The organism is Piscinibacter defluvii, assembly GCF_004011805.1.
Lineage (GTDB): Bacteria > Pseudomonadota > Gammaproteobacteria > Burkholderiales > Burkholderiaceae_C > Piscinibacter > Piscinibacter defluvii.
This window is the reverse complement of sequence record NZ_RCHJ01000013.1, coordinates 251,498-273,449: the sequence shown is the minus strand read 5'-3', so window position 1 is coordinate 273,449 and position 21,952 is coordinate 251,498. Positions and strand designations below refer to the sequence as shown.

General features: G+C 69.2%; 24 protein-coding genes, 3 tRNA genes and 2 pseudogenes. 19 read left to right on the top strand and 10 right to left on the bottom strand.

Annotated features, from left to right (window positions below; all coding sequences use genetic code 11):
- Position 1 precedes the first annotated feature (1 nt).
- From D9C15_RS20810 to D9C15_RS34595, 15 genes and pseudogenes are all read left to right on the top strand, one after another.
- On the top strand, positions 2-307 hold the full coding sequence (locus D9C15_RS20810) for a hypothetical protein (RefSeq protein WP_128000368.1): 306 nt from the start codon (positions 2-4) through the stop codon (positions 305-307).
- Complete coding sequence (locus D9C15_RS20805; RefSeq protein ID WP_164886794.1) at positions 307-726, top strand: DUF4406 domain-containing protein; 420 nt, start codon at positions 307-309, stop codon at positions 724-726. The genes D9C15_RS20810 and D9C15_RS20805 overlap by 1 nt, the downstream gene beginning before the upstream one ends.
- Positions 723-944 (top strand): hypothetical protein, encoded by a 222-nt coding sequence (locus tag D9C15_RS20800; protein ID WP_128000367.1) that lies wholly within the window; start codon positions 723-725, stop codon positions 942-944. Before D9C15_RS20805 ends, D9C15_RS20800 begins: the two co-directional genes overlap by 4 nt.
- The gene (locus D9C15_RS20795) at positions 941-2,800 is read left to right on the top strand and encodes a DNA cytosine methyltransferase (protein ID WP_128000366.1); all 1,860 of its coding nucleotides are present in this window, start codon (positions 941-943) and stop codon (positions 2,798-2,800) included. The genes D9C15_RS20800 and D9C15_RS20795 overlap by 4 nt, the downstream gene beginning before the upstream one ends.
- On the top strand, positions 2,797-3,384 hold the full coding sequence (locus tag D9C15_RS20790; protein ID WP_128000365.1) for a J domain-containing protein: 588 nt from the start codon (positions 2,797-2,799) through the stop codon (positions 3,382-3,384). Before D9C15_RS20795 ends, D9C15_RS20790 begins: the two co-directional genes overlap by 4 nt.
- Positions 3,381-3,635 carry a hypothetical protein gene (locus D9C15_RS20785; RefSeq protein ID WP_128000364.1) on the top strand — a complete coding sequence of 85 codons (255 nt, stop codon included), beginning with the start codon at positions 3,381-3,383 and terminating at the stop codon, positions 3,633-3,635. The genes D9C15_RS20790 and D9C15_RS20785 overlap by 4 nt, the downstream gene beginning before the upstream one ends.
- On the top strand, positions 3,632-4,021 hold the full coding sequence (locus D9C15_RS20780; protein WP_128000363.1) for a hypothetical protein: 390 nt from the start codon (positions 3,632-3,634) through the stop codon (positions 4,019-4,021). Before D9C15_RS20785 ends, D9C15_RS20780 begins: the two co-directional genes overlap by 4 nt.
- Positions 4,011-4,283, top strand: coding sequence for a hypothetical protein (locus tag D9C15_RS20775; RefSeq protein WP_128000362.1), 273 nt, complete (start codon positions 4,011-4,013; stop codon positions 4,281-4,283). The genes D9C15_RS20780 and D9C15_RS20775 overlap by 11 nt, the downstream gene beginning before the upstream one ends.
- Positions 4,284-4,285: 2 nt before the next feature.
- Positions 4,286-4,828, top strand: a complete 543-nt coding sequence (locus D9C15_RS20770; RefSeq protein WP_128000361.1) for a hypothetical protein — start codon at positions 4,286-4,288, stop codon at positions 4,826-4,828.
- A complete protein-coding gene (locus D9C15_RS20765) occupies positions 4,825-5,259 on the top strand; it encodes an ASCH domain-containing protein (RefSeq protein ID WP_205854859.1) in 435 nt (144 codons plus the stop codon). The genes D9C15_RS20770 and D9C15_RS20765 overlap by 4 nt, the downstream gene beginning before the upstream one ends.
- Complete coding sequence (locus D9C15_RS20760; protein ID WP_128000360.1) at positions 5,252-6,085, top strand: DUF5131 family protein; 834 nt, start codon at positions 5,252-5,254, stop codon at positions 6,083-6,085. Before D9C15_RS20765 ends, D9C15_RS20760 begins: the two co-directional genes overlap by 8 nt.
- Entirely contained in the window at positions 6,069-6,587 is a 519-nt protein-coding gene (locus D9C15_RS20755; protein WP_128000359.1) for a hypothetical protein, read from the top strand. Before D9C15_RS20760 ends, D9C15_RS20755 begins: the two co-directional genes overlap by 17 nt.
- Complete coding sequence (locus D9C15_RS20750; protein ID WP_128000358.1) at positions 6,584-6,826, top strand: hypothetical protein; 243 nt, start codon at positions 6,584-6,586, stop codon at positions 6,824-6,826. Before D9C15_RS20755 ends, D9C15_RS20750 begins: the two co-directional genes overlap by 4 nt.
- 8 nt (positions 6,827-6,834) lie before the next feature.
- Complete coding sequence (locus D9C15_RS20745; RefSeq protein WP_128000357.1) at positions 6,835-7,038, top strand: hypothetical protein; 204 nt, start codon at positions 6,835-6,837, stop codon at positions 7,036-7,038.
- A pseudogene (locus tag D9C15_RS34595) lies at positions 7,038-7,130 on the top strand (helix-turn-helix domain-containing protein); the annotation flags it as partial. The gene D9C15_RS20745 and the pseudogene D9C15_RS34595, both read left to right, overlap by 1 nt.
- A 44-nt stretch (positions 7,131-7,174) precedes the next feature.
- Here the strand turns inward: D9C15_RS34595 and D9C15_RS34130 are convergent.
- Complete coding sequence (locus tag D9C15_RS34130; protein WP_240668489.1) at positions 7,175-7,738, bottom strand: hypothetical protein; 564 nt, start codon at positions 7,736-7,738, stop codon at positions 7,175-7,177.
- Between D9C15_RS34130 and D9C15_RS34125 the strand changes: the two are divergent.
- Positions 7,661-8,062: pseudogene (locus D9C15_RS34125) on the top strand (site-specific integrase); the annotation flags it as partial. The gene D9C15_RS34130 and the pseudogene D9C15_RS34125 sit on opposite strands and share 78 nt — an antisense overlap.
- Positions 8,063-8,225: 163 nt before the next feature.
- Here the strand turns inward: D9C15_RS34125 and D9C15_RS20730 are convergent.
- The 9 genes from D9C15_RS20730 to D9C15_RS20690 form a co-directional block, all read right to left on the bottom strand.
- Positions 8,226-8,299: transfer RNA gene (locus tag D9C15_RS20730), tRNA-Cys, on the bottom strand.
- A gap of 52 nt (positions 8,300-8,351) precedes the next feature.
- Positions 8,352-8,427, bottom strand: a tRNA-Gly gene (locus tag D9C15_RS20725).
- Positions 8,428-8,502: 75 nt separating this feature from the next.
- Positions 8,503-10,926 (bottom strand): endopeptidase La, encoded by a 2,424-nt coding sequence (gene lon / locus D9C15_RS20720; RefSeq protein ID WP_128000355.1) that lies wholly within the window; start codon positions 10,924-10,926, stop codon positions 8,503-8,505.
- Between the two features lie 87 nt (positions 10,927-11,013).
- Positions 11,014-12,282 (bottom strand): ATP-dependent Clp protease ATP-binding subunit ClpX, encoded by a 1,269-nt coding sequence (clpX, locus tag D9C15_RS20715; protein ID WP_112189852.1) that lies wholly within the window; start codon positions 12,280-12,282, stop codon positions 11,014-11,016.
- Between the two features lie 91 nt (positions 12,283-12,373).
- Positions 12,374-12,982 carry an ATP-dependent Clp endopeptidase proteolytic subunit ClpP gene (gene clpP / locus D9C15_RS20710; RefSeq protein ID WP_112189851.1) on the bottom strand — a complete coding sequence of 203 codons (609 nt, stop codon included), beginning with the start codon at positions 12,980-12,982 and terminating at the stop codon, positions 12,374-12,376.
- 43 nt (positions 12,983-13,025) lie between these two features.
- A complete protein-coding gene (gene tig / locus D9C15_RS20705; protein ID WP_128000354.1) occupies positions 13,026-14,333 on the bottom strand; it encodes a trigger factor in 1,308 nt (435 codons plus the stop codon).
- A gap of 26 nt (positions 14,334-14,359) precedes the next feature.
- Positions 14,360-14,446, bottom strand: a tRNA-Leu gene (locus D9C15_RS20700).
- Between the two features lie 42 nt (positions 14,447-14,488).
- Positions 14,489-17,629, bottom strand: a complete 3,141-nt coding sequence (locus D9C15_RS20695) for an efflux RND transporter permease subunit (RefSeq protein WP_128000353.1) — start codon at positions 17,627-17,629, stop codon at positions 14,489-14,491.
- Positions 17,626-18,777 carry an efflux RND transporter periplasmic adaptor subunit gene (locus tag D9C15_RS20690; RefSeq protein WP_128000352.1) on the bottom strand — a complete coding sequence of 384 codons (1,152 nt, stop codon included), beginning with the start codon at positions 18,775-18,777 and terminating at the stop codon, positions 17,626-17,628. The genes D9C15_RS20695 and D9C15_RS20690 overlap by 4 nt, the downstream gene beginning before the upstream one ends.
- A 151-nt stretch (positions 18,778-18,928) precedes the next feature.
- On the opposite strand from D9C15_RS20690, the gene hpnC reads away from it, so the two are divergent.
- From hpnC to hpnE, 3 genes are read left to right on the top strand one after another with little or no spacing between them, the layout of a single operon-like run.
- Entirely contained in the window at positions 18,929-19,783 is an 855-nt protein-coding gene (gene hpnC, locus D9C15_RS20685) for a squalene synthase HpnC (protein ID WP_128000351.1), read from the top strand.
- On the top strand, positions 19,780-20,616 hold the full coding sequence (gene hpnD, locus D9C15_RS20680; protein ID WP_128000350.1) for a presqualene diphosphate synthase HpnD: 837 nt from the start codon (positions 19,780-19,782) through the stop codon (positions 20,614-20,616). Before hpnC ends, hpnD begins: the two co-directional genes overlap by 4 nt.
- Positions 20,616-21,893, top strand: a complete 1,278-nt coding sequence (hpnE, locus tag D9C15_RS20675) for a hydroxysqualene dehydroxylase HpnE (RefSeq protein WP_128000349.1) — start codon at positions 20,616-20,618, stop codon at positions 21,891-21,893. The genes hpnD and hpnE overlap by 1 nt, the downstream gene beginning before the upstream one ends.
- The last annotated feature ends 59 nt before the right edge of the window (positions 21,894-21,952 follow it).

Here is a 21,952-nt window from a genome sequence, read left to right as displayed (position 1 = left end):
CATGTGGGCCGCGATGGCCCGCCAACGGGGGACGAACTTGAAGACGGAACCGATCAGCCACTGCACGCCCGAGCGCGTCGCCGCTCTGGATGCAGCCCTGGCACAGGTACGCGCGGAGGTACTTCGCGCCATCGAGCGCTATCCGGCGTTCAACAGCTCGCACGAGGGCTACGCGGTGATCGCCGAGGAACTCGACGAGCTGTGGGACGACGTCAAGCGCAACTTCCCGCAGGGCGCTCGCGAAGAGGCGATCCAGGTCGCAGCGATGGGCGTGCGCTTCATCATGGACGTGAAGGTGCCCGCCTGATGCGCCGCGTCTACATCAGCGGGCCGATGAGCGGCATGCCGGAGCACAACTTCCCGGCGTTCAACGCCGAGGCGGCGCGTCTGCGCCAGCTTGGCTACGACGTGGTGAACCCGGTCGACGTGAACCCCGACCCGGGCACGCCGTGGAAGATGTGCCTGCGGGCCGATCTGCGGGAGATGCTCACCTGCGACACCGTCGCGCTGCTGCCGGGCTGGCAGATCAGCGACGGCGCGCACCTCGAGCTGCACGTGGCGCACCGCGTCGGCATCGCCATCGTCGACGCCAGCAGCATCACGGAGCGCGCGGTGTTGCCGCCCGTCTGCTGGAACTGCGACACGCCTGTGCCGCCTGGATGCAGCGGCACCTTCGCGGACGACGGTCAGGGCTGCATGCTGAACCGATTGAAGGCCGCAGCATGACCACGGAGACCATCACTTGGCATCCGGTCGATGCCAATGCCCTGCCCACAGGAGGGAACAACATCCTGCTGTTCGTGCCCGGCGAGACCGGCGCGTTCGAAGGCTTCCTCGACGGCCGGGACGAAGCCGGCGAGCCGATCTGGCGCGACGTGACCGCGTGGCGCATCCGCGGCGTGACGCACTACGCCCCGATGGTGAAGGGCCCGGTGTCGCTATGACGAACGTCGAGATCCGCCACTTCCATCTCTTCGCTGGCCTCGGTGGCGGCGCCAAGGGCTTCAACCGCGCCCAGCCTCGCGTGGGCAACCTGCAGGCGCTCTTCCGCTGCCTCGGCGGCATCGACATCGACGCAGCCGCGATGCGCGACTTCGAGCGCCTGGCCGGCGTGCGCGGCACGGTGCTCGACCTGTTCGACCGCGACCAGTACCGCGCCTTCCACGGCCGCGAGCCGGGCACCGACTGGCGCGAGGCCACGCCGGCCGACATCCAGCGCGCCGCCGGGAACGAGCGGCCGCACATCGTCTTCCTGTCGGCGCCGTGCAAGGGGTTCTCCGGGCTGCTCAGCGAGAGCCGCAGTCGCACTGACCGGTACCAGGCCTTGAACCGCCTGACGCTGCGCGGCGTGTGGCTGATGCTCGAGGCCTGGAAGGACGACCTGCCCGAGCTGATCGTCTTCGAGAACGTGCCTCGCATCGCCACGCGCGGCCGGCACCTGCTGGACCAGATCGTCGACCTGCTGCGGGCCTACGGCTACGCGGTGGCCGAGACGACGCACGACTGCGGCGAACTCGGCAGCCTCGCGCAGAGCCGCAAGCGCTTCCTGCTGGTGGCCCGGCAGGTCGAGAAGGTCGCGCCCTTCCTGTACGAGCCCGAGACGCGGCCGCTGCGCGCCGTCGGCACCGTGCTGGGCCGCATGGCGCTGCCGGGCGATCCGGCCGCCGGCCCGATGCACCGCGTGCCGGCGCTGCAGTGGAAGACCTGGGTTCGTCTCGCCTTCGTCGAAGCCGGCAGCGACTGGCGCAGCCTCAACCGCCTCGCGATCGAGGATGGCCAGCTGCGCGACTACCTGATCGTGCCGGCGATGCACCGCGGCGGCTACGGCGTGCGCGCCTGGAACGAGCCGACCGGCGTGGTGGCCAGCGAGAGCCGGCCGAGCAACGGCGCCTTCAGCGTGGCCGATCCGCGCTTCGCCGAATCGGCGGCATGGAACGATGGGCACGCGTACGGGGTAACCCACTGGGGCGAGAGCAGCAGCACCGTCACCAGCAAGCTGGCCCCCGGCAGTGGGTACGGCTCCGTGGCGGATCCGCGCCACGCCGGCGCACCGAAGCACTCGAACGAGTTCCGCGTGGTGCGCTGGGACCGTGAGGCCTGCGCCGTCACCAGCGCGCACGGCAGCGGCCAGTGCGTCGCCGACCCGCGCCGGCAGGGCGAGGCCTTCGGGAAGTACGCGGTGACCGGCTGGGAAGGCCCGGCCGGCACGGTGATCAGTGGCAGCACCACCGGTCAGGGGGCCTACGCCGTGGCCGACCCCCGTGGAGGGATGGACCCCCAGCGGGGGGCCTACCTGACGGGCGGCCACTACGGGGTCATCCCGTGGGGTGCACCCTCCGGGGCGGTGAGCTCGGCCGCCACGCACGACAACGGCCGGTGGTCGGTGGCCGATCCGCGAACTTGCGAAATTGCGCAAGTCGGGCCCTCGTGCACTTCCGGTTTTCCGACCTCGGATGAGGCGCCGAAAGTGGACATGCCGGCGGCCGACGAGAAGCTCGTGGCCGTGATCCGCGCCGAGGACGGCACCTGGCACCGGCCGTTCACCACGCTCGAGCTGGCGGCCCTGCAGTCGCTGGTCGACCCCGAGGATCAGCTCGAACTCGACGGCCTCAGCGACAGCGCCTGGCGCGAGCGCATCGGCAACGCCGTGCCGCCCGCGGCTGCCGAGGCCATCGCACACGTGATGGGCACGACGCTGCTGCTGGCCTGGAGCGGAGAGACGTTCATCCTCAGCGCGCAGCCGATCTGGGTGCGGCCGATCGCGCTGGGGGTCAGCCTTCCCAACGGAGCACCGCAGTGAGCGCCTCGGCCTTTCCTCTCTGCTGGCCGGCGCACTTCCCGCGCGCAAAGTACCGCGAGCACGGCAAGTTCAAGACCGCGCTGCCGGCCGCGATCAAGAACGTCCAGAGCAGCCTGAAGCTCTTCGCGGCCGACTCGGGGAAGAAGCTCGAGCAGCTGGTGATCAGCAGCAACGTCACGCTGGGTGTCGACGCGCCGGCTGACCCAGGCGTGGCCGTCTACTTCGTGTGGGACGGCCTGCAGGTATGCATCCCGGTCGACCGCTATCACAGCGTCGCATCGAACCTGCAGGCGATTCACCACATCCTCGAGGCCCGCCGCGTGGAGCTGCGGCACGGCACGCTGGCGCTGGTGCGCGCGACCTTCCAGGGCTTCCTGGCGCTGCCGGCGCCTGGCGCGGCGGTGGGCCGCGACTGGTGGCGGGTGCTCGACGTCGACCGCCTCGCCGTCACGCGCGAGGGCGTCAAGGACGCGTACCGCCGGCTGGCCAGCCGGTACCACCCCGACAAGCCCGGCGGCTCGCACCAGGCGATGGCCGAGCTCAACGCGGCGCAGGAGAAGGCGCTGCAGGAGATCTACCGATGAGCCATCAGACCTGCAGCTGCTTCCCCGGCACGTGCCGCGGCGGCGATGTCGTGGAGGGCCGGCTGCCGAACGGCCTCGCCTGCAAGAAGCATCCGCCGGCGCTGGTGCAGTTCATCGACGGCCTGCTGGCCAGTCTCGGCCGCGAGCCGACAGAGCCCGAGCTGCGCGCCGCGGCGCATGCGCTGACGGTGCGTGCGGATCGGATCGCGTGCGCTGCTTCGAACGCTCGTCAAGAAGGCGGCGAGCCGTGACGCAGAAGAACACCACCAACACCGAAGCGCCCTCGGCTTCCGCCCGCGAGGAGCGTCGCTGCTCGCACTGTGGGTTCCCGATCAGGCAAGGCGATACCGGCCTGAGGCACTACGGGCTGCACACGGCGCACAGCGAGCTCGAGTGCCTGCGCCTGCTGCATGCCGAGATTGATCGCCTCTTGCGATCCTCGATCAGTTGGTCGCTGTACGCGAGGTTTGCCGAGAGCCAGTGGACATGGTTCCAGACGGCCTTCCGCGAGTTGCTGGCGGACCTCGACCACAACCACCAGCACCCGGCCGGCCCCAAGAGACAGATCGACCTTGACGCAGCGCGCGAGAAGCTGCTCGGACCCAAGCCCAACGTGGAGAAAGCCAATGCCTTCTGACACTGATCCGGCCTCCTCTGGCTTCCCCTACTCGGTAGCGAAGCGCCTCCGCGACCTCGCTGCGTTCGAGGAAGCCGGCATTCGTCTCGAGTCCAGACCGTCCAACCTGCACGACAAGGTGGACGAGGTGCTCGCCGAGGTGCGGGCGCTCAAGCTGGAGTTGCATCTGCTGCGCGAAGCCATCCAGCCCACCGAGTCGCCGCTGATCACCGGCCGTGACGCCATGCGCGAGTACCGCGCTCTGACCACCCCGAGGACCTGACCATGCACCAGGATCGATGCGTCCAGATCGCCCGTGAAGCCGCCGTCGCATGCGGCGAGCGGCACAGCTACATGCCGGCCACCGACCTGCTGGCAGAAACTTGGCAGCCGCACCGTTGGGTGGTCGATGCCATGCTGTTGGCCGCGAACGAGGCCGAGACGCAGCGCGACCAGTTCCGCAACGGCAACACCACGCTGCTGGGCCTGCTGATGAAGCTCCACGCCGGCGAGCACTCCCAGGTGCTCAGGGATGCGGACACCATCCTGCGCTCGGCCGGCCTGGTTCGCGCCGACGGCACGCTCGACTGGGACGCGCTCGAGGCGCGCCGGCCGAAGCAGCAGACCTGGGCCGAGGCCGTGAACGAGTGCGTCACCGATCCTGAGGCGCGTGCCCGGCTGCTGGCGATGGACGACTCGAAGGCGCGCTGCGAGTTCTGCAAGCGCGAGATCGTCAGCGCCGTCGAGGGACCGCCGTGCGGCTCGCTGCAGACGGCCGAGCGGTGCGACGCCTACCGTGCTGGTGCCACTGACGGAGGGTCGCAGTGATTACCCTCAGCATCCGCCAGCCTTGGGCCTGGCTCATCATCCGGCCCGACCTGACCGGCGACGCTCGCGAGGAATGGCTGCACAGCCCGGGGCGCAAGGACATCGAGAACCGCAGCTGGTCCACGGTCTTTCGCGGTCGCCTGCTGGTGCACGCCGGCAAGGGCATGACGCGCGCGGAGTACGAGAGCGCCGCGGACCTCGCGCTGTCGCTCGGGCAGCGCGTGCCGAACCCCGAGGACCTGCAGCGCGGCGGCGTGATCGGTTCGGTCGAGCTGGCCGACTGCGTGACGGAGAGCGCCTCCGGCTGGTTCTTCGGCGAGTACGGCTTCGTGCTGCGCGACCCGCGGCCGCTGCCCTTCGTGCCCTGGAAGGGGCAGCTCTCGTTCTTCGACGTGCCGCGCGACGCGCTGCGGGAGGCCGCCCATGGCTGAGAACACCGCCATAGAGTGGTGCGACCACACATGGACGCTGGTGGTCGGCTGCGAGGCCGTCAGTCCCGCGTGCGCCAAGTGCTATGCCGCGCTGATGGCGGCCCGCCTCGAAGCGATGGGGCAAGCGAAGTACGCTGGCCTTGCAACCCGCGTGGGCAACATCGGCAAGTGGACCGGCGAGGTTCGCTTTGACGAGGCCGTGCTCGACCTGCCGCTCAGGACGCGGAAGCCAGGCCGCTGGTTCCTGACCAGCATGGGCGACATCGCGCACGAGAAGGTGACGAACGACCAGATCGCCTGCGCGTTCGACGTCATGGAGCGCGCCCACTGGCACACGTTTCTCGTGCTGACGAAGCGGCCAGCAAGGTTCGCCGAGCCGGTTGCCCTGAGCGATCCGCTGCCGAACGTCTTCATCGGCTGCACGGCCGAGAACCAGGCCCAGGCTGACGCGCACCTGCCGCACATGCGTGCCTTGGCCTGTGCTGGCTGGAAGACGTTCGTCAGCTACGAGCCGGCGCTCGGTCCGGTGGACTGGACCGGATGGGAGTTCCTGCACCAGCTCATCAGCGGCGGCGAGTCAGGCCACGAGGCTCGGCCAGCGCATCCAGACTGGTTCCGCGGCGCGCGTGACTTCGCTGCGGAGCACGGCATCGCCTACCTGCACAAGCAGAACGGTGACTGGGCCAGCGTGAGCGCGGTTGCCGGCCGGGGGCGGCACCACTACTTCGCAGACGGCACAACGGTGCGGCACGTCGGCAAGAAGGCCGCCGGCCGCCTGCTCGACGGCATCGAACACAACGGATTCCACGATGGCACACGAAGCTGAGTTCCTCCGGTTGCTCGCCGATGGCGTGTTCCGCGTGGACCCTGACGGCAGCATCTGGCGCCTCGCCACGTTCGGCCGTACCGGTAAGCGCAGGCCCATCGAGCCGCAGCGATGCGATCACGAGCGCGGCAATGGCTACCGTGCGGTCAATTTCACGGTCGGCGGCAGGCGTGTCTTCGTGGCGGCCCACCGCGCTACGTTCTCGGCCATGGTGCGGCTGATCCAGGCCGCCGAGGAACTGAACCATCGCAACGGCGCGAAGGGCGACAACGCGCCGACGACCAACCTTGAGGTCATTTCTCGCGGCGGGAACATCGAACATGCCTATCGCGTGCTGGGCCGTCGACGCCTCACCGGCGAAGCCAACCCTGCGTCGAAGCTGACCGACGATGAAGCCCACGAACTCCTCGCATTGAAAGGCACGCTCTCGTCCCGGAAAGCTGGCGCGCTTTACGGCATTTCGCACCGCCAGGTGCTCAACATCTGGAGCGGCAAGCGATGAATGAGCGGCCCCATCCTCGTCAACGCCACGATGGCAACGTCGGGCCGCAAGACATCACCTACGACGACGTGATGAGCCTGGCGCATCGCTTCGAGCGCTCTGCAGACTGGCTGGAGCACGGCCGGCTGCAAGGTCCGGCAGAGACGCATCCCTGCGTCGGCTTGGCCGACTACCGGGCCGCCGCACGGCTGCTTCGCGCCTCGGCGTTCCTGTGGGCCAGCTCCACGTCGGAGGCCTGAGACGAATCATGTGCATCGCGTGCGCCACCGGCCACCGCGTCTTCCGCCTGCCCCTGGCCAGCGGCGGCCGGGTCTTCATGGAGTGGCACAGCTACTTCGGCCCGACGTTCTATCGCGACCGTGCGTGCCGGCGGGAGATCGACGGCTGGTGGGAGCAGCCCGAGATCTGCGCCGCGCTGGAGTGGTTCCAGGATCGCGGGAAGGTGGCGTGATGATCGACGCCAAGGAAGCCGCACGCCTGCTCGGCCTCAAGCCGCGCACGGTCTATGATCTCGCCGCCTCGGGCGCGCTGCCGAGCTATCGGCCGGCGCCCGGTGCCGTTCGCTTCGATCCTGCCGACGTAGAGGCCTACCGCGCATCATGCCGATCAACGTCATCCGCGACGGCCAAGGCCGGCGACGCTTCCAGTTCGAGTTCAGCCACCGCATCGACGGCAACCGTTTTCGCAAGCGTCGCCTTCTCCCCGTTGGGTGGACACGAGCCCAGGCCGACGCGTACGACCGCAAGGAAAGCGCGGCCCTGTACGCGGTCGCGACCGGCGTCGCCAAGCCTCGGCGCACCGTTGACGAGGCTGTCTCTCGTTACGCCCGGGAGCGGCTCCCGCAGCTGAAGCACGGCCAGAACGTCGAGCGCGAGCTCGAGACGATGCGCGACTGGTGGACCGGGCGCGCCATCGAGGATCTGCCAACCATCGCTGCGGAGTACGCCGAAGATCAGGACGGCGCGCTCGCCCCGGCAACGATCAAGAACCGGCTTTCGTACCTCCGCGCGGCCTGCCGGTGGGGGTGGAAGCGGCACCAGCTCTGCGAGCACGATCCAGGTGCACGAGTGGTCATGCCGACCGTCCGCAATGCGCGCGAGGTATTCATCGACCGCCGGCAGATGCTGGCGCTGGCCCGCGCCTGCGGGCACAGCGGCGCCAGGTCGATGATCCGGCTCGCATGGTACTCAGGCATGCGCCTGGGCGAGATCGAGGCGCAGCGGCCCGATCTGGCCGCCGGCGTGGCGGTTCTGGCCGACACGAAGAACGGCAGCCCGCGGCGCGTGCCGCTGCACCCGAAGGCGGCTGGCTGCGTGCGCCTGCTCGAGCGCGAAGGGATCCCGACCCGCTACACCTTCGGCTACTGGTTCAGGAAGGCGCGAGAGCTTGCCGGCATGCCAGATCTGCACGCGCACGACCTACGGCATTCCGCCGCGTCGGAGTTGATCCGGGTCGGCGTCGACCTGTACACCGTGGGCGCGGTGCTGGGGCACAAGAGCCAGGCCAGCACGAAGCGATACGCGCACCTCGCCGTCGAGCAACTGGCAGCCGCAGTGGGGAAGATGGGGCGCCGCCGGCCCGAAAGTTCCCCACCGGTCCCCACGCTAGAACGGCCCCAACATGGGCCGTCTACAGAGGTGGAGGCGCGGGCCGGAGTCGAACCGACCTACACGGATTTGCAATCCGGTGCATAACCGCTTTGCTACCGCGCCGCCGTGAGCGGAGGAAAAAAGGGAAGCCTGGGCTTCCCTTTCTTCACTGTTCTGGAGCGGGAAACGAGTCTCGAACTCGCGACCTCAACCTTGGCAAGGTTGCGCTCTACCAACTGAGCTATTCCCGCGTTGAGCCTCGCATTATAGCCACAAAAAAGAGACCGCCTCGTGGCGGTCTCCGATTTCTTCCGGCAACGCGGCACTCAGTGCTTGATGGCCTCGCTGGTGGTGCCCGACGGCTCGGCCTTTGGAGCGGCCTCCGGCTTGGCCGCCGGCTCCTCGTCCGGCAGCGGCTGCGGCGCGGACTGCAGCGCCACCTCGAGCACGCGGTCGATCCACTTGACCGGCACGATCTCCAGGTGGTTCTTGACGTTCTCCGGGATGTCCTGCAGGTCCTTGACGTTCTCTTCCGGGATCAGCACCGTCTTGATGCCGCCGCGGTGCGCCGCCAGCAGCTTCTCCTTCAACCCGCCGATCGCCGTGACCTCGCCGCGCAGCGTGATCTCGCCGGTCATCGCCACGTCCGCACGCACCGGGATGCCGGTGAGCGCCGAGACGAAGGCCGTCGTCATCGCGATGCCTGCGCTCGGGCCGTCCTTGGGCGTCGCACCGTCGGGAACGTGGATGTGCACGTCGCGCTTCTCGAACAGCTCGTCCTTGATGCCCAGGCGCCGCGCGCGGCTGCGCACCACGGAGCGCGCGGCCTCGACCGACTCCTTCATCACGTCGCCGAGCTGGCCGGTGCGGATGATGTTGCCCTTGCCGGGCATCACCGCCGCCTCGATGGTCAGCAGGTCGCCGCCGACCTCGGTCCACGCGAGTCCGACCACCTGGCCGACCTGGTTCTGCTTCTCGGCCTGGCCGTAGCTGAACTTGCGTACGCCGAGGAAGTCGTTCAGGTTCTCGTCATCGACGACCACCTTGTCCGACACCTGCTTGAGCTGGATCGACTTGACCACCTTTCGGCAGATCTTGCTGATCTCGCGCTCGAGCGAACGCACGCCCGCCTCGCGGGTGTAGTAGCGGATCACGCCGCGGATCGCGGCCTCGGTCACCTCGAGCTCGTCATCCTTCACGCCGTTGTTCTTGCGCTGCTTGGGCAGCAGGTAGCGCAGGGCGATGTTGACCTTCTCGTCCTCGGTGTAGCCCGACAGCCGGATCACCTCCATCCGGTCGAGCAGCGCCGGCGGGATGTTCATGCTGTTCGAGGTGGCGATGAACATCACGTCCGACAGGTCGAAGTCGACCTCGACGTAGTGGTCGCTGAAGGTGTGGTTTTGCTCGGGGTCGAGCACCTCCAGCAGCGCCGAGCTCGGGTCGCCGCGGAAGTCCATGCCCAGCTTGTCGATCTCGTCGAGCAGGAACAGCGGGTTGCGCGTGCCGACCTTGGTCAGGCTCTGCAGCACCTTGCCCGGCATCGAGCCGATGTAGGTGCGGCGGTGGCCGCGGATCTCGGCCTCGTCGCGCACGCCGCCCAGCGCCATGCGGACGAACTTGCGCCCCGTCGCACGCGCGACCGACTGGCCCAGCGAGGTCTTGCCCACACCCGGGGGGCCGACGAGGCACAGGATCGGCGCCTTCACCTTGTCGACGCGCTGCTGCACCGCGAGGTACTCGAGGATGCGGTCCTTGACCTTCTCGAGGCCGTAGTGGTCTTCGTTGAGCACGTCTTCCGCGAACGGCAGGTCGTGCTTGATCTTGGTCTTCTTCGACCACGGCAGGTTGACCAGCGTGTCGATGTAGTTGCGCACGACGGTCGCCTCGGCGCTCATCGGCGACATCAGCTTGAGCTTCTTCAGCTCGGCTTCGGCCTTCTTGCGCGCGTCCTTGGGCATCTTGGCGGCGCGGATCTTCTTCTCGAGCTCCTCCATGTCGGCGCCTTCTTCGCCGTCACCGAGCTCCTTCTGGATCGCCTTGACCTGCTCGTTCAGGTAGTACTCGCGCTGACTCTTCTCCATCTGGCGCTTGACGCGGCCACGGATGCGCTTCTCGACCTGCAGGATGTCGACCTCGTGCTCGAGCTGCTCGAGCAGCTTCTCGAGCCGCTTGGACACCGGGAACAGATCGAGCACCGCCTGCTTGTTCTCGAGCTTCAGCGGCAGGTGGGCGGCGATCGTGTCGGCCAGGCGACCGGCGTCGTCGATCCCGGCGATCGAGGTCAGGATCTCCGGCGGGATCTTCTTGTTCAGCTTGACGTACTGGTCGAACTGCTGCGTCACCGCGCGGCGCAGCGCCTCCACCTCGGGCTTGGTGTCGGCCTCGGGCGGAACCGGCGTCACCTCGGAGACGAAGTACTCGCCGTTGTCCGAGATGGAATGCGTGTTGGCGCGCTGGATGCCCTCCACCAGCACCTTCACCGTGCCGTCCGGTAGCTTGAGCATCTGCAGGATGCTGGAGACGCAGCCGACCTCGAACATGTCGTCCGGCTTGGGCTCGTCCTTGCCGGCGGCCTTCTGCGCCACCAGCATGATCTGGCGCCCGGCCTCCATGGCGACTTCGAGCGCCTTGATCGACTTCGGTCGCCCGACGAACAGCGGGATCACCATGTGCGGGAAGACCACCACGTCGCGCAGCGGCAGCAGCGGCAGCGTGATCTTCTCGGCGGGCAGGATGGGATGTCCGGACATTGGAAACCTCTCTTTCTCAGGCCGATCTGAGGCCCGAGGTCACGATTGCAAGGAGCCGCACCGGAGGATGGGCGCGGCGCACCGGACTCAGGCGCTCGCCTTGGCCTGCTCGCGGTAGACGAGCAGCGGCTTGGCTTCTTCTTCGATCGTGTGCTCGTCGACCACCACCTTGACGACGCCGTCAAGGGTCGGCAGGTCGAACATCGTGTCGATCAGGGAATGTTCGACGATCGAACGCAGGCCGCGGGCGCCGGTCTTGCGCTCCAGCGCCTTGCGGGCGATGGCCGACAGGGCGGACGGCCGGATCTCGAGCTCGACGCCGTCCATGCCGAACAGCTTCTGGTACTGCTTGACCAGCGCGTTCTTCGGCTCGGTGAGGATCTGGATGAGCGCATCCTCGGTCAGCTCGCCGAGCGTGGCCACCACCGGCAGGCGGCCGACCAGTTCCGGGATCAGGCCGAACTTGATCAGGTCTTCCGGCTCGACATGGCGAAACACCTCCGAGACGCGCTTCTCGGTCTTCGTGTGCACGGTGGCGCCGAAGCCGATGCCGGATTTCTCGGTGCGGTTCTGGATGACCTTCTCGAGGCCGTCGAACGCGCCGCCGCAGATGAACAGGATGTTCGTCGTGTCGATCTGCAGGAAGTCCTGGTTCGGGTGCTTGCGCCCGCCCTGCGGCGGCACGCTGGCCATCGTGCCTTCCACCAGCTTGAGCAGTGCCTGCTGCACACCCTCGCCCGACACGTCGCGGGTGATGCTGGGGTTGTCGGCCTTGCGCGAGATCTTGTCGATCTCGTCGATGTAGACGATGCCGCGCTGCGCCTTCTCGACGTCGTAGCCGCAGTTCTGCAGCAGCTTCTGGATGATGTTCTCGACGTCCTCGCCGACGTAGCCGGCTTCGGTGAGCGTGGTCGCGTCGGCGATCACAAACGGCACGTTGAGCAGCCGGGCCAGGGTCTGGGCCAGCAGCGTCTTGCCCGAACCGGTGGGCCCGATCAGCAGGATGTTGCTCTTGCTGAGCTCGACCTCGTCCTTCGTGCGGCTCATGTGCTTGAGCCGCTTGTAGTGGTTGTAGACCGCCACCGACAGCGTGCGCTTGGCCACTTCCTGGCCGATCACGTACTGGTCGAGGATGGCCTTGATCTCGGTCGGGATCGGCAGGTCGGACTTGGCGGCCTTGGCGTCGGCGCCCTCGGCCGGCACTTCATCACGGATGATGTCGTTGCACAGCTCGATGCACTCGTCGCAGATGAACACCGAGGGCCCGGCGATGAGCTTCTTGACCTCGTGCTGGCTCTTGCCGCAGAACGAGCAATACAGAACCTTCTCGCTGGAGGAGCCCTTTTTGTCGGCCATGGAGCCAATGATAGTTGAAAAGGGATCCGGGCCGTCCCCGTGGGTTTGGCCCGGTTTGCCCCCTTTTTGGCCGTTTTACCGGCTCCGCGGCTCAGGGTCGCTTGTCGAGCACCTGGTCGATCAGCCCGTAGGCCTTGGCCTCCTGCGGATCCATGAAGAAGTCGCGCTCCATGTCCTGCTGGATCTTCTCGAGCGTCTGGCCGGTGCGCTCGGCGTAGATGCGGTTGAGCTGCTCGCGCGTCTTCAGGATCTCGCGGGCGTGGATCTCGATGTCCGTCGCCTGGCCCTGGGCGCCGCCGGAGGGCTGGTGGATCATCACGCGCGAGTTCGGCAGCGCGATGCGCTTGCCCTTGGCGCCGGCCATCAGCAGGAACGAGCCCATGCTGGCGGCCAGGCCCAGGCACATGGTCGAGACGTCCGGCTTGATGAAGTTCATCGTGTCGTAGATCGACAGGCCGGCGCTGACCGAGCCGCCGGGCGAGTTGATGTACAGGTAGATGTCCTTGTCCGGGTTCTCGCTCTCCAGGAACAGCATCTGCGCCACCACCAGGTTGGCCGACTGGTCCGTCACCGGGCCGACCAGGAAGATGATGCGTTCGCGCAGCAGCCGGCTGTAGATGTCGTAGGCGCGTTCGCCGCGCCCCGAGGTCTCGATGACGATGGGGACCATGCCCAGGTTGGTGGTGTCCAGCGCGCTCATGAAGTGTTCCGACGGATGAGGGGGATGCGGACGACTATATCCCTCAGCCGACCATCAGTTCGTCGAAGGGGACCACCTTGTCCGTCACCCTGGCCTTGGCGAGCACGAAGTCCGCGACGTTGTTCTCGACCACCACCGCCTCGACCTCGGCCATGCGCTGCCGGTCGCTCAGGTACCAGCGCACCACCTCGGCCGGCTTCTCGTAGCTCTGCGCCATCTCCTCGATGTGCTTCTGCAGCTGGTCGGGCTTGGCCTGCAGGCCGTTGGCGCGCACCAGTTCGCCCACCACCAGGCCCAGGCGCACGCGGCGCTCGGCCTGCGGCTGGAAGATCTCCGCCGGGATCGGCGCCTTCTCGGCGTCCTTCACGCCGCGCTTCTTCAGGTCCTCGCGCGCGTCGGCGACCATGCGCTCGGTCTCGCCCTCGACCAGCGCCTTGGGCACGTCGAGCTCGGCGAGCTTGACCAGCGCGTCCATCACGGCCGCCTTGTTGCGCGCCAGCACGCGGAACTTCACCTCGCGCTCGAGGTTGCGCTTGATGTCGGCGCGCAGCGCCTCGATGGTGCCGTCCTGGATGCCGAGCGACTTGGCGAAGGCCTCGTTGACTTCGGGCAGGTGCTGCGCCTCGATCTTCTTCAGCGTGACCATGAAGTCGGCTTCCTTGCCGGCCACGTCCTTGCCGTGGTAGTCGGCCGGGAACTGCAGCGGGAAGGTCTTGCTCTCGCCGGCGCGCATGCCGCGCACCGCCTGGTCGAACTGCGCCAGCATCTGGCCTTCGCCGATGATGAACTGGAAGTTCTCGGCCTTGCCGCCGTCGAACGGCACGCCGTCGATCTTGCCCTCGAAGTCGATCGTCACGCGGTCGCCTTCGGCCGCGCCCTCGGCCTGCGGGCGCAGCTGGAAGCTGCGGCGCTGCTTGCGCAGGATCTCGAGCGTGCGGTCGATCGCCGCCTCGGTGACCTCGGTGGAGATGCGCTCCACCTCGGCCGTGCCGACGTCGCCCAGCTTGATCTCGGGGTAGACCTCGAAGGTGGCGTCGAAGGCCACCTGCCCTTCGGGCGCGCCCTCCTTCTCGGTGATGCGGGGCGCGCCGGCCACGCGCAGCTTGGCTTCGGTGACGGCGTCGGCGAAGGCCTGGCCGACCTTGTCGTTCATCACCTCGTAGTGCACCGAGTAGCCGTAGCGCTGGGCCACGACGCTCATCGGCACCTTGCCCGGGCGGAAGCCGTCGGCCCGGACCGTGCGCGACAGCTTCTTCAGGCGCGACTCGACCTCGGACTTGATGACCTCGGCCGGCAGCGTCAGGCTGATGCGGCGCTCGAGCTTCTCGAGGGTTTCGACTTGGACGGACATGATCTCGAACTCTCTGGTTGAATGACTGGTGCGCGGGGCGGGACTCGAACCCGCACACCATTGCTGGCGTCAGGACCTAAACCTGGTGCGTCTACCAATTTCGCCACCCGCGCCCGGGGCGGCCGCGCGAGGCGGCCGCCGGCAAACGGGCGATTTTAGCGGGACGGCGCGCCGCGTTCCTCGGCCGGCGGCCGGACGCGGAACCAGGCCGCGTACATGGCCGGCAGGGCCAGCAGCGTCAAGGCGGTGGCGACGATCAGTCCGCCCATGATGGCCACCGCCATCGGGCCCCAGAACACGCTGCGCGACAGCGGGATCATCGCCAGCACCGCCGCCGCGGCGGTCAGGATGATCGGGCGGCAGCGCCGCACCGCGGCCTCGACGATCGCGTCCCAGGCAGCCACGCCGCGCTCGCGGTCGTGCTCGATCTGGTCGATCAGGATCACCGAGTTGCGCATGATCATGCCCATCAGCGCGATCACGCCCAGCAGCGCGACGAAGCCGAACGGCCGGTTCAGCAGCAGCAATGCGCCAGCCACGCCGGCGATGCCCATCGGGCCGGTCAGGAACACCAGCACGGCACGGCTGAAGCTGTGCAGCTGCAGCATCAGCAGCGTGAACATGATGAACAGGGCCACCGGCAGGCCGACGGCGATCGAGCCCTGGCCCTTGCTGCTCTCCTCCACCGCGCCAGCCACCTCGATGCGGTAGCCCGGCGGCATCTTCGCCCGGATCGGATCGAACAGCGGGTTCAGCTGCGCCGAGACGGTGGCGCCCTGCAGGCCCTCGACGATGTCGCCCTGCACCGTGGCGGCGTAGTCGCGCCCTTCGCGCCACAGCACGCCGGGCTCCCAGGCGAACTGCGCCTTGACCACCTGCGCCAGCGGCACGCTGCGTCCGCTGCTGGTGGGCACGTAGCCGCTGGCCAGGTCGGTCAGCGTGTCGCGTTCGTCCAGCGGCTGGCGCAGCACGATGTCGATCAGGCGGTCGCCGTCGCGGTACTGGCCGATGGTCGAGCCGCTGTTGAAGGTGCGCGCGGCCTGCGCGATGACCTGGCTCGAGACGCCGAGCGCGCGCGCCTTGTCCTGGTCCACCTCCAGCCGCAGCACCTTGACGGCCTCGTTCCAGTTGTCATTCACGCCGCGCATGTTCGGGTTCTGGCGCATCAGGGCCTTCACCTCGTCGGCGTAGACCCGCACCTGCGCCGGGTCGGGGCCGACCACGCGGAACTGCACCGGGTACGGTACCGGCGGCCCATTGGGCAGCAGCTTGGCGCGCGCGCGCGCCTCCGGGAACTCGGTGGCCAGCAGTTCCGGCAAGGCGTGGCGCAGCCGCTCGCGCGCGGCCAGGTCGCGCGGCATCAGGATGATCTGGCTGACGTTGCTCTGCGGGAAGATCTGGTCGAGCACCAGCGCGAAGCGCTCCGCGCCGCTGCCCACCCAGGTGGTGACATGGTCGACGCCATCGAGCTTCTGCAGCCGGGCCTCGACGCGCCGGGTCACCTCCTGGTTGGCCGCGAACGAGGTGCCCTCCGGGTACCAGAGGTCGACCAGCAACTCGAGCCGGCTCGAATCGGGGAAGAACTGCTGCTGCACCCGGCCCATGCCGGCGATGCCGAGCCCCAGCGTGCCCACGGTCAGCGCGATGGTGATCCAGCGGTGCGCGACGCACCAGTTCACCAGCGCCCGGAAGCGGTTGTAGAACGGCGTGTCGAACAGCTCGTGCGGCTCGCCGCTGCCGTGCGGCTTGACCTGCAGCAGCCGCGTGCCGAGGTAGGGCACGAAGTAGACCGACACCAGCCACGAGATCACCAGCGCCGCCGCGGTCACCGCGAAGATCGCGAAGGTGTACTCGCCGACGGTGGACCTGGCCATGCCGATGGGCAGGAAGCCGACCGCGGTGATCAGCGTGCCGGTCAGCATCGGCATCGCGGTGGCCTCGTACGCGAAGGTGGCCGCGCGCAGCTTGTCGTAGCCCTCCTCGAGCTTGCGCACCATCATCTCGACCGCGATGATCGCGTCGTCCACCAGCAGGCCGAGCGCGATGATCAGCGAGCCCAGCGAGATCTTGTGCAGGCCCACGCCCCAGTAGTACATGGTGACGAAGGTGATGGCCAGCACCAGCGGAATGGTGATCGCCACCACCAGCCCGGGGCGCCAGTCGAGCCGGAAGCGCGGCTTGAAGTGCAGCCCGAGGCTGACGAAGCTGACCGCGAGCACGATCACCACCGCCTCGATCAGCACCCGCACGAACTCGTTGACCGAGCGCGAGACGACGGTTGACTGGTCCTGGAACTGCTGCAGCTCGATGCCCACCGGCAGCGCGGCGCGGATCTCCGCCGCAGTGGCCTTGAGCGCCTTGCCAAGCTCGATGATGTCGCCGCCCTTGGCCATCGAGATGCCCAGCGCGATCACCTCCTGGCCCTGGTGGCGCACCTTCACCTGCGGCGGGTCGACGTAGCCGCGCCGCACCTGCGCGATGTCGCCGAGACGGAAGCTCGTGCCGCCGGCTCGGATGGGGAACTGCCGCAGCTCGTCGACCGAGCCGAACTGCCCGCCCACGCGCACCTGCAGGTAGTCGGAGGGCGTGTTGACGGTACCTGCCGACTCCACCGCGTTCTGCTGGCCGAGCTGGGCGATCACCTGGTTGAAGTCCAGGCCCAGCTGGGCCAGGCGCTTCTGCGAGATCTCGACGAAGATCTTCTCGTCCTGCGCGCCGAAGATCGCGACCTTGTTGACGTCCTTCACCTTCAGCAAGCGCTGGCGCACGCGGTCGGCGTGCTCGCGCAGCTCCTCGTAGCTGAAGCCGTCGGCCGAGAGCGCGTAGATCGAGCCGTAGACGTCGCCGAACTCGTCGTTGAAGAACGGGCCGATCACGCCGGCCGGCAGCGTGGCGCGCATGTCGCCGATCTTCTTGCGCACCGTGTACCAGATCTGCGGCATCTCGCGCGGCGGCGAGTTGTCCTTCACCTGGAACAGGATCAGCGCCTCGCCCGGCTTGCTGTAGCTGCGGATCTTGTCGGCGTAGGGCACCTCCTGCAGCGTCTTCTCGAGCTTGTCGGTCACCTGGTCGGCCACCTGCTGCGCGGTGGCGCCGGGCCAGAACACCCGCATCGCCATGGCGCGGAACGTGAAGGGGGGGTCCTCGTCCTGGCCGAGCTGGAAGTAGGCCGCGAAGCCCAGCACGAGCAGCACGACCAGCAGGTAGCGCGTCAGCGCCGGGTGGTCGAGCGCCCAGCGCGAGACGTTGAAGCGCGTGCCGGTGCCGCCCGGCAGCGCATCGCCCGCCGCGCTCATTGGCGTGCCACCGAGGCGTTTGCGGTGGCCGCACCGCTGCCGGTGCCGGCCCCTGCCGCAGTGGGCGCGGAGACGGCGCCGTACAGCTTCACCTTCTGCCCCGGCGTCAGCACGTGCACGCCGGCGGTCACCACCAGCTGGCCCGGGGCCAGGCCGGCCGTCACCACGGCCTCGTTGCCGTCTGCGCCGGCCAGGGTCACCGCCTGCTGCTGCACCGTCATGCTCTGCCGGTCGACCACCCACACCGTGGTCTTGCCCTGCTCTTCCTTCAGGGCGGACAGCGGCAGCTTGGCAATGCCCGCCACCGGCGGCAGGTCCACCTGCACGGTGGCCGTCTGCCCCAGCCGCACCGGCGCGTTGCCGATGTCGGCCTTGACCAGGAAGGTGCGCGTCACCGGGTCGGCCGAGCCCGCGATCTCGCGCACCGTCGCGGGCAGCGGCGGACCGGCCTCGCCGCCCCAGAGCCTAACCTTGAAGCGGCCCGGCTGGGAGGCAAGCTGGCGCAGCGTCGCCACCTTGTCCTCCGGCACGGCGAACACCACGTCGCGCGGGCCGTCGTGCGCCAGGCGCAGCACCGGTGCACCGGCGGCCACCACCATGCCGGGCTCGGCATCCACCCCGGTGATCACCCCGCTCGCGTCGGCCACCAGCGCCGCATAACCGGCCTGGTTGCCCTGCACGCTGCTTTGCGCCACGGCCTGGTCGAGCTGCGCCTTGGCGGCCTTCAGGGCGGTGTCGCGGCGCTCCAGCTCGGCGCTGCTGATGAAACCCTGGTCGCGCAGCTCCTTGAAGCGCCGGTAGTCGGCCAGCGCCTGCTCGTGATTCACCTGGGCCGCCGAGAGTGCGGCGCGTGCGGCGTCCTGACCGAGCCGCAGGTCCTGCGCGTCGAGCTGGGCCAGCACCTGCCCGGCCTTGACGGCATCGCCCAGGTCGGCACGGCGGCTGACGATCTTGCCGCCGACCCGGAAGCCCAGGCGCGATTCGGTCCGGGCACGGATCTCGCCGGCGTACTCCCAGCCGGCCGAGGCGCTCTGCGGCTCGACCGTCAGCGTGCGCACCGCGCGCACCGGGTCCGGTGCGCTTTCCTGGCGCGAACAGGCGGTGAGTGCGGCCAGTGCCGACAGCAGCAGGACCAGGGGCAGCTTCATGGGAGCCTCGCGCACGCGGAAGAGGTGGGACCGACGGCCATCAGTAAATGACTGACCGGTCAGTAATGTATTTGCGTCGTTGCGGCGTGTCAAACCGCACGGGCGCGTTCAAGCCCGAGGTGCGCCCGCGACGCAGTGGACAATCGCGCCCGTGAGCGTCGATCACTACGAGAACTTTCCCGTCGCCTCCTGGCTGTGCCCCCCGGCGTTGCGCCCGGCCGTGGCCGCGATCTACTGGTTCGCGCGCACCGCCGACGACCTGGCCGACGAGGGCGACGCCGCGCCGGCGCAGCGCCTGACCGACCTGGCCGACTACCGGCGCGACCTGGAGGCGGTGGCCGCCGGCGCCAGCCCCTCGGCCCGCTGGCCGCAGGTGTTCGGGCCCTTGCGCGTGGCACTCGAACGCCATGCGCTGCCGGCGCCGCTGCTGGCCGACCTGCTGTCGGCCTTCGAGCAGGACGTGGTGCGACAGCGCTATGCCGACCGCCCCGACCTGCTGGACTATTGCCGACGCTCGGCCAACCCGATCGGCCGCCTGCTGCTGCACCTGTACGGCGTGGCCGATCCGCTCTCGCTTCACCGCTCGGACGCGATCTGCAGCGCCCTGCAGCTGGCCAACTTCTGGCAGGACCTGTCGATCGACACGGCACGCGGCCGGCTCTACCCGCCCGAAAGCGACTGCCTGCGCCACGGCGTCGCGCCCGAGGCGGTGCTGCGGCGCGAGGAATCCCCGGCACTGCGGGCGCTGGTGGCAGAACTGGTCGACTGGGCACGCGGCCTGATGCTCGAGGGCGCGCCGCTGGTGCACACGCTGCCCGGGCGCGTCGGCTGGGAGCTGCGCCTGGTCGTGCAGGGTGGCCTGCGCATCCTCGAGAAGATCGAGCAGCTCGGCTACGCCAGCTGGCGCACGCGCCCGGCGCTGGGCCGCGCCGACGCGCCGCGCCTGCTGTGGCGCGCCTGGCGCATGGCGGCGCCGCACTCCGCACTGCAGGGACGCGCCGCATGACGCCCGAGCAGTACGTGCAGGAGAAGGCCGCCGGCAGCGGCTCGAGCTTCTACTACGCCTTCCTGTTCCTGCCGCCGCCGCGGCGCGCCGCGATCACTGCCTTCTATGCCTTCTGCCGCGAGGTGGACGACGTGGTCGACGAGGTGCAGGACCCGAGTGTTGCCGCGGCCAAGCTGGCCTGGTGGCGCGGTGAGGTCGTGCAGGCCTACGCGGGGCACCCCAGCCACCCGGTCATGCAGGCGCTGGCGGTGCATGCACCGGCCTACGACATCCGCGCCGAGCACCTCGCCGCGGTGATCGACGGCTGCCAGATGGACCTGGATCAGTCGCGCTACCTCGACTACCCCGGCCTCGAGCGCTACTGCCACCTGGTGGCCGGCGTGGTGGGAGAGGTGGCGGCCAACATCTTCGGCCGCACCCAGGACGCCACCCTCGCCTATGCGCACCGCCTCGGCCGCGCGATGCAGCTGACCAACATCATCCGCGACGTCGGCGACGACGCGCGGCGCGGCCGCATCTACCTGCCGGTCTCGGAGCTGAAGCAGTTCGACGTCAAGGCGCAGGAGATCCTGCAGCGCGCCTATAGCGAGCGCTTCACGGCGCTGATGACGTTCCAGGCCGAGCGGGCGCACCGCTGCTACGACGAGGCGCTCGCGCTGCTGCCCGAGGCGGACCGGGAGGCGCAGAAACCCGGCCTGATGATGGCCAACATCTACCGCACGCTGCTGCGCGAGATCGAGGCCGACGGCTTCCAGGTGCTCCACCAGCGCGTGTCGCTGACGCCCGTCCGCAAGATCTGGATCGCGATGAAGACCCATTGGCGGGGCCGCTGATGCGCCGCCTGGCCGTCATCGGCGCCGGCTGGGCCGGGCTGGCCGCGGCCGTGGAGGCGATCGACGGCGGGCACGCCGTGAGCGTGTTCGAGATGGCGCCGCAGCCCGGCGGACGCGCCCGCGAGGTGCAGCTCGGCGACTGGCGCCTCGACAACGGCCAGCACATCCTGATCGGCGCCTATCGGCAGACGCTGCGCCTGATGCGCCGCGTCGGCGTCGACCCCGAGCAGGTGCTGCTGCGCAGCCCGCTGCGCCTGGTCGAGCCCGACGGACGCGGCCTGCGCCTGCCGCCCGGGCCGGCCACGCTCGCCTTCGTGCGCGGCGTGCTGGCGCGCCCCGGCTGGCCGCTGCGCGAGCGGCTCGGCCTCTTGGCTGCGGCGGGGCGCTGGCGGCTGCAGGGGTTCCACTGCCCGCCCCTGGCGACGGTCGCGCAGCTGACCCAGGGCCTCGGGCCGGCGGTGCAACGCGATCTGATCGAGCCGCTCTGCGTGGCGGCACTGAACACGCCCGCGCCGGAGGCCAGCGCCGCGGTGTTCCTGCGCGTGTTGCGCGATGCGCTCTTCGCCGGCCCGGGTTCGGCCGACCTGCTGCTGCCGCGCGCCGATCTGGGCGCGCTGTTGCCGCGCGCTGCCTGGCAGTGGCTGGGGCAGCGTGGCGCCACCCTCCGGCTCGGTCGACGCGTGCAAGCGCTGCAGGCCGACGGGCCCGTCTGGCAGGTCGACGGCGAGCGCTTCGACGCGGTCGTGCTGGCGGTGCCCCCGGGCGAGGCGGCACGCCTGGCGGCGCCGGTCGCCCCGGCCTGGTCCGGCGTGGCCGCGGCGTTGCGCTACGAGCCGATCATCACCGTGTACCTGCGCAGCGAGGGGACACGGCTGCCCGAGCCCATGCTCGCGCTGCCCAGCGACGCGGAGTCGCCCGCCCAGTTCGTGTTCGACCGCGGTCAGCTCGGCGGGCCGCCGGGCCTGCTCGCCTTCGTGATCAGCGGCGCGCAACCCTGGGTGGAGCGCGGCCTGCCGGCCACGCTCGCGGCCACGCAGGCCCAGGCTGGCCGGCTGCTCGGCGCTGTCCTGCGCGGGCCGCTCGAGCCGGTGCAGACGATCACCGAGAAGCGCGCGACCTTCCGCTGCACCCCGGCACTGCTGCGCCCGGCCGGGCGCATCGCACCGGGCCTGGTCGCCGCGGGCGACCATGTCGACGGCCCCTACCCGGCCACGCTGGAGGGCGCCGTGCTCAGCGCCCAGGCCGCGATGCGGGCGCTCGAGGAATCACCGGCCTGATTTGTTCCGCATCCAAGTTTTCGTTTTCGCCATGCAGAATGCCCCCAGGATGCGTCAGA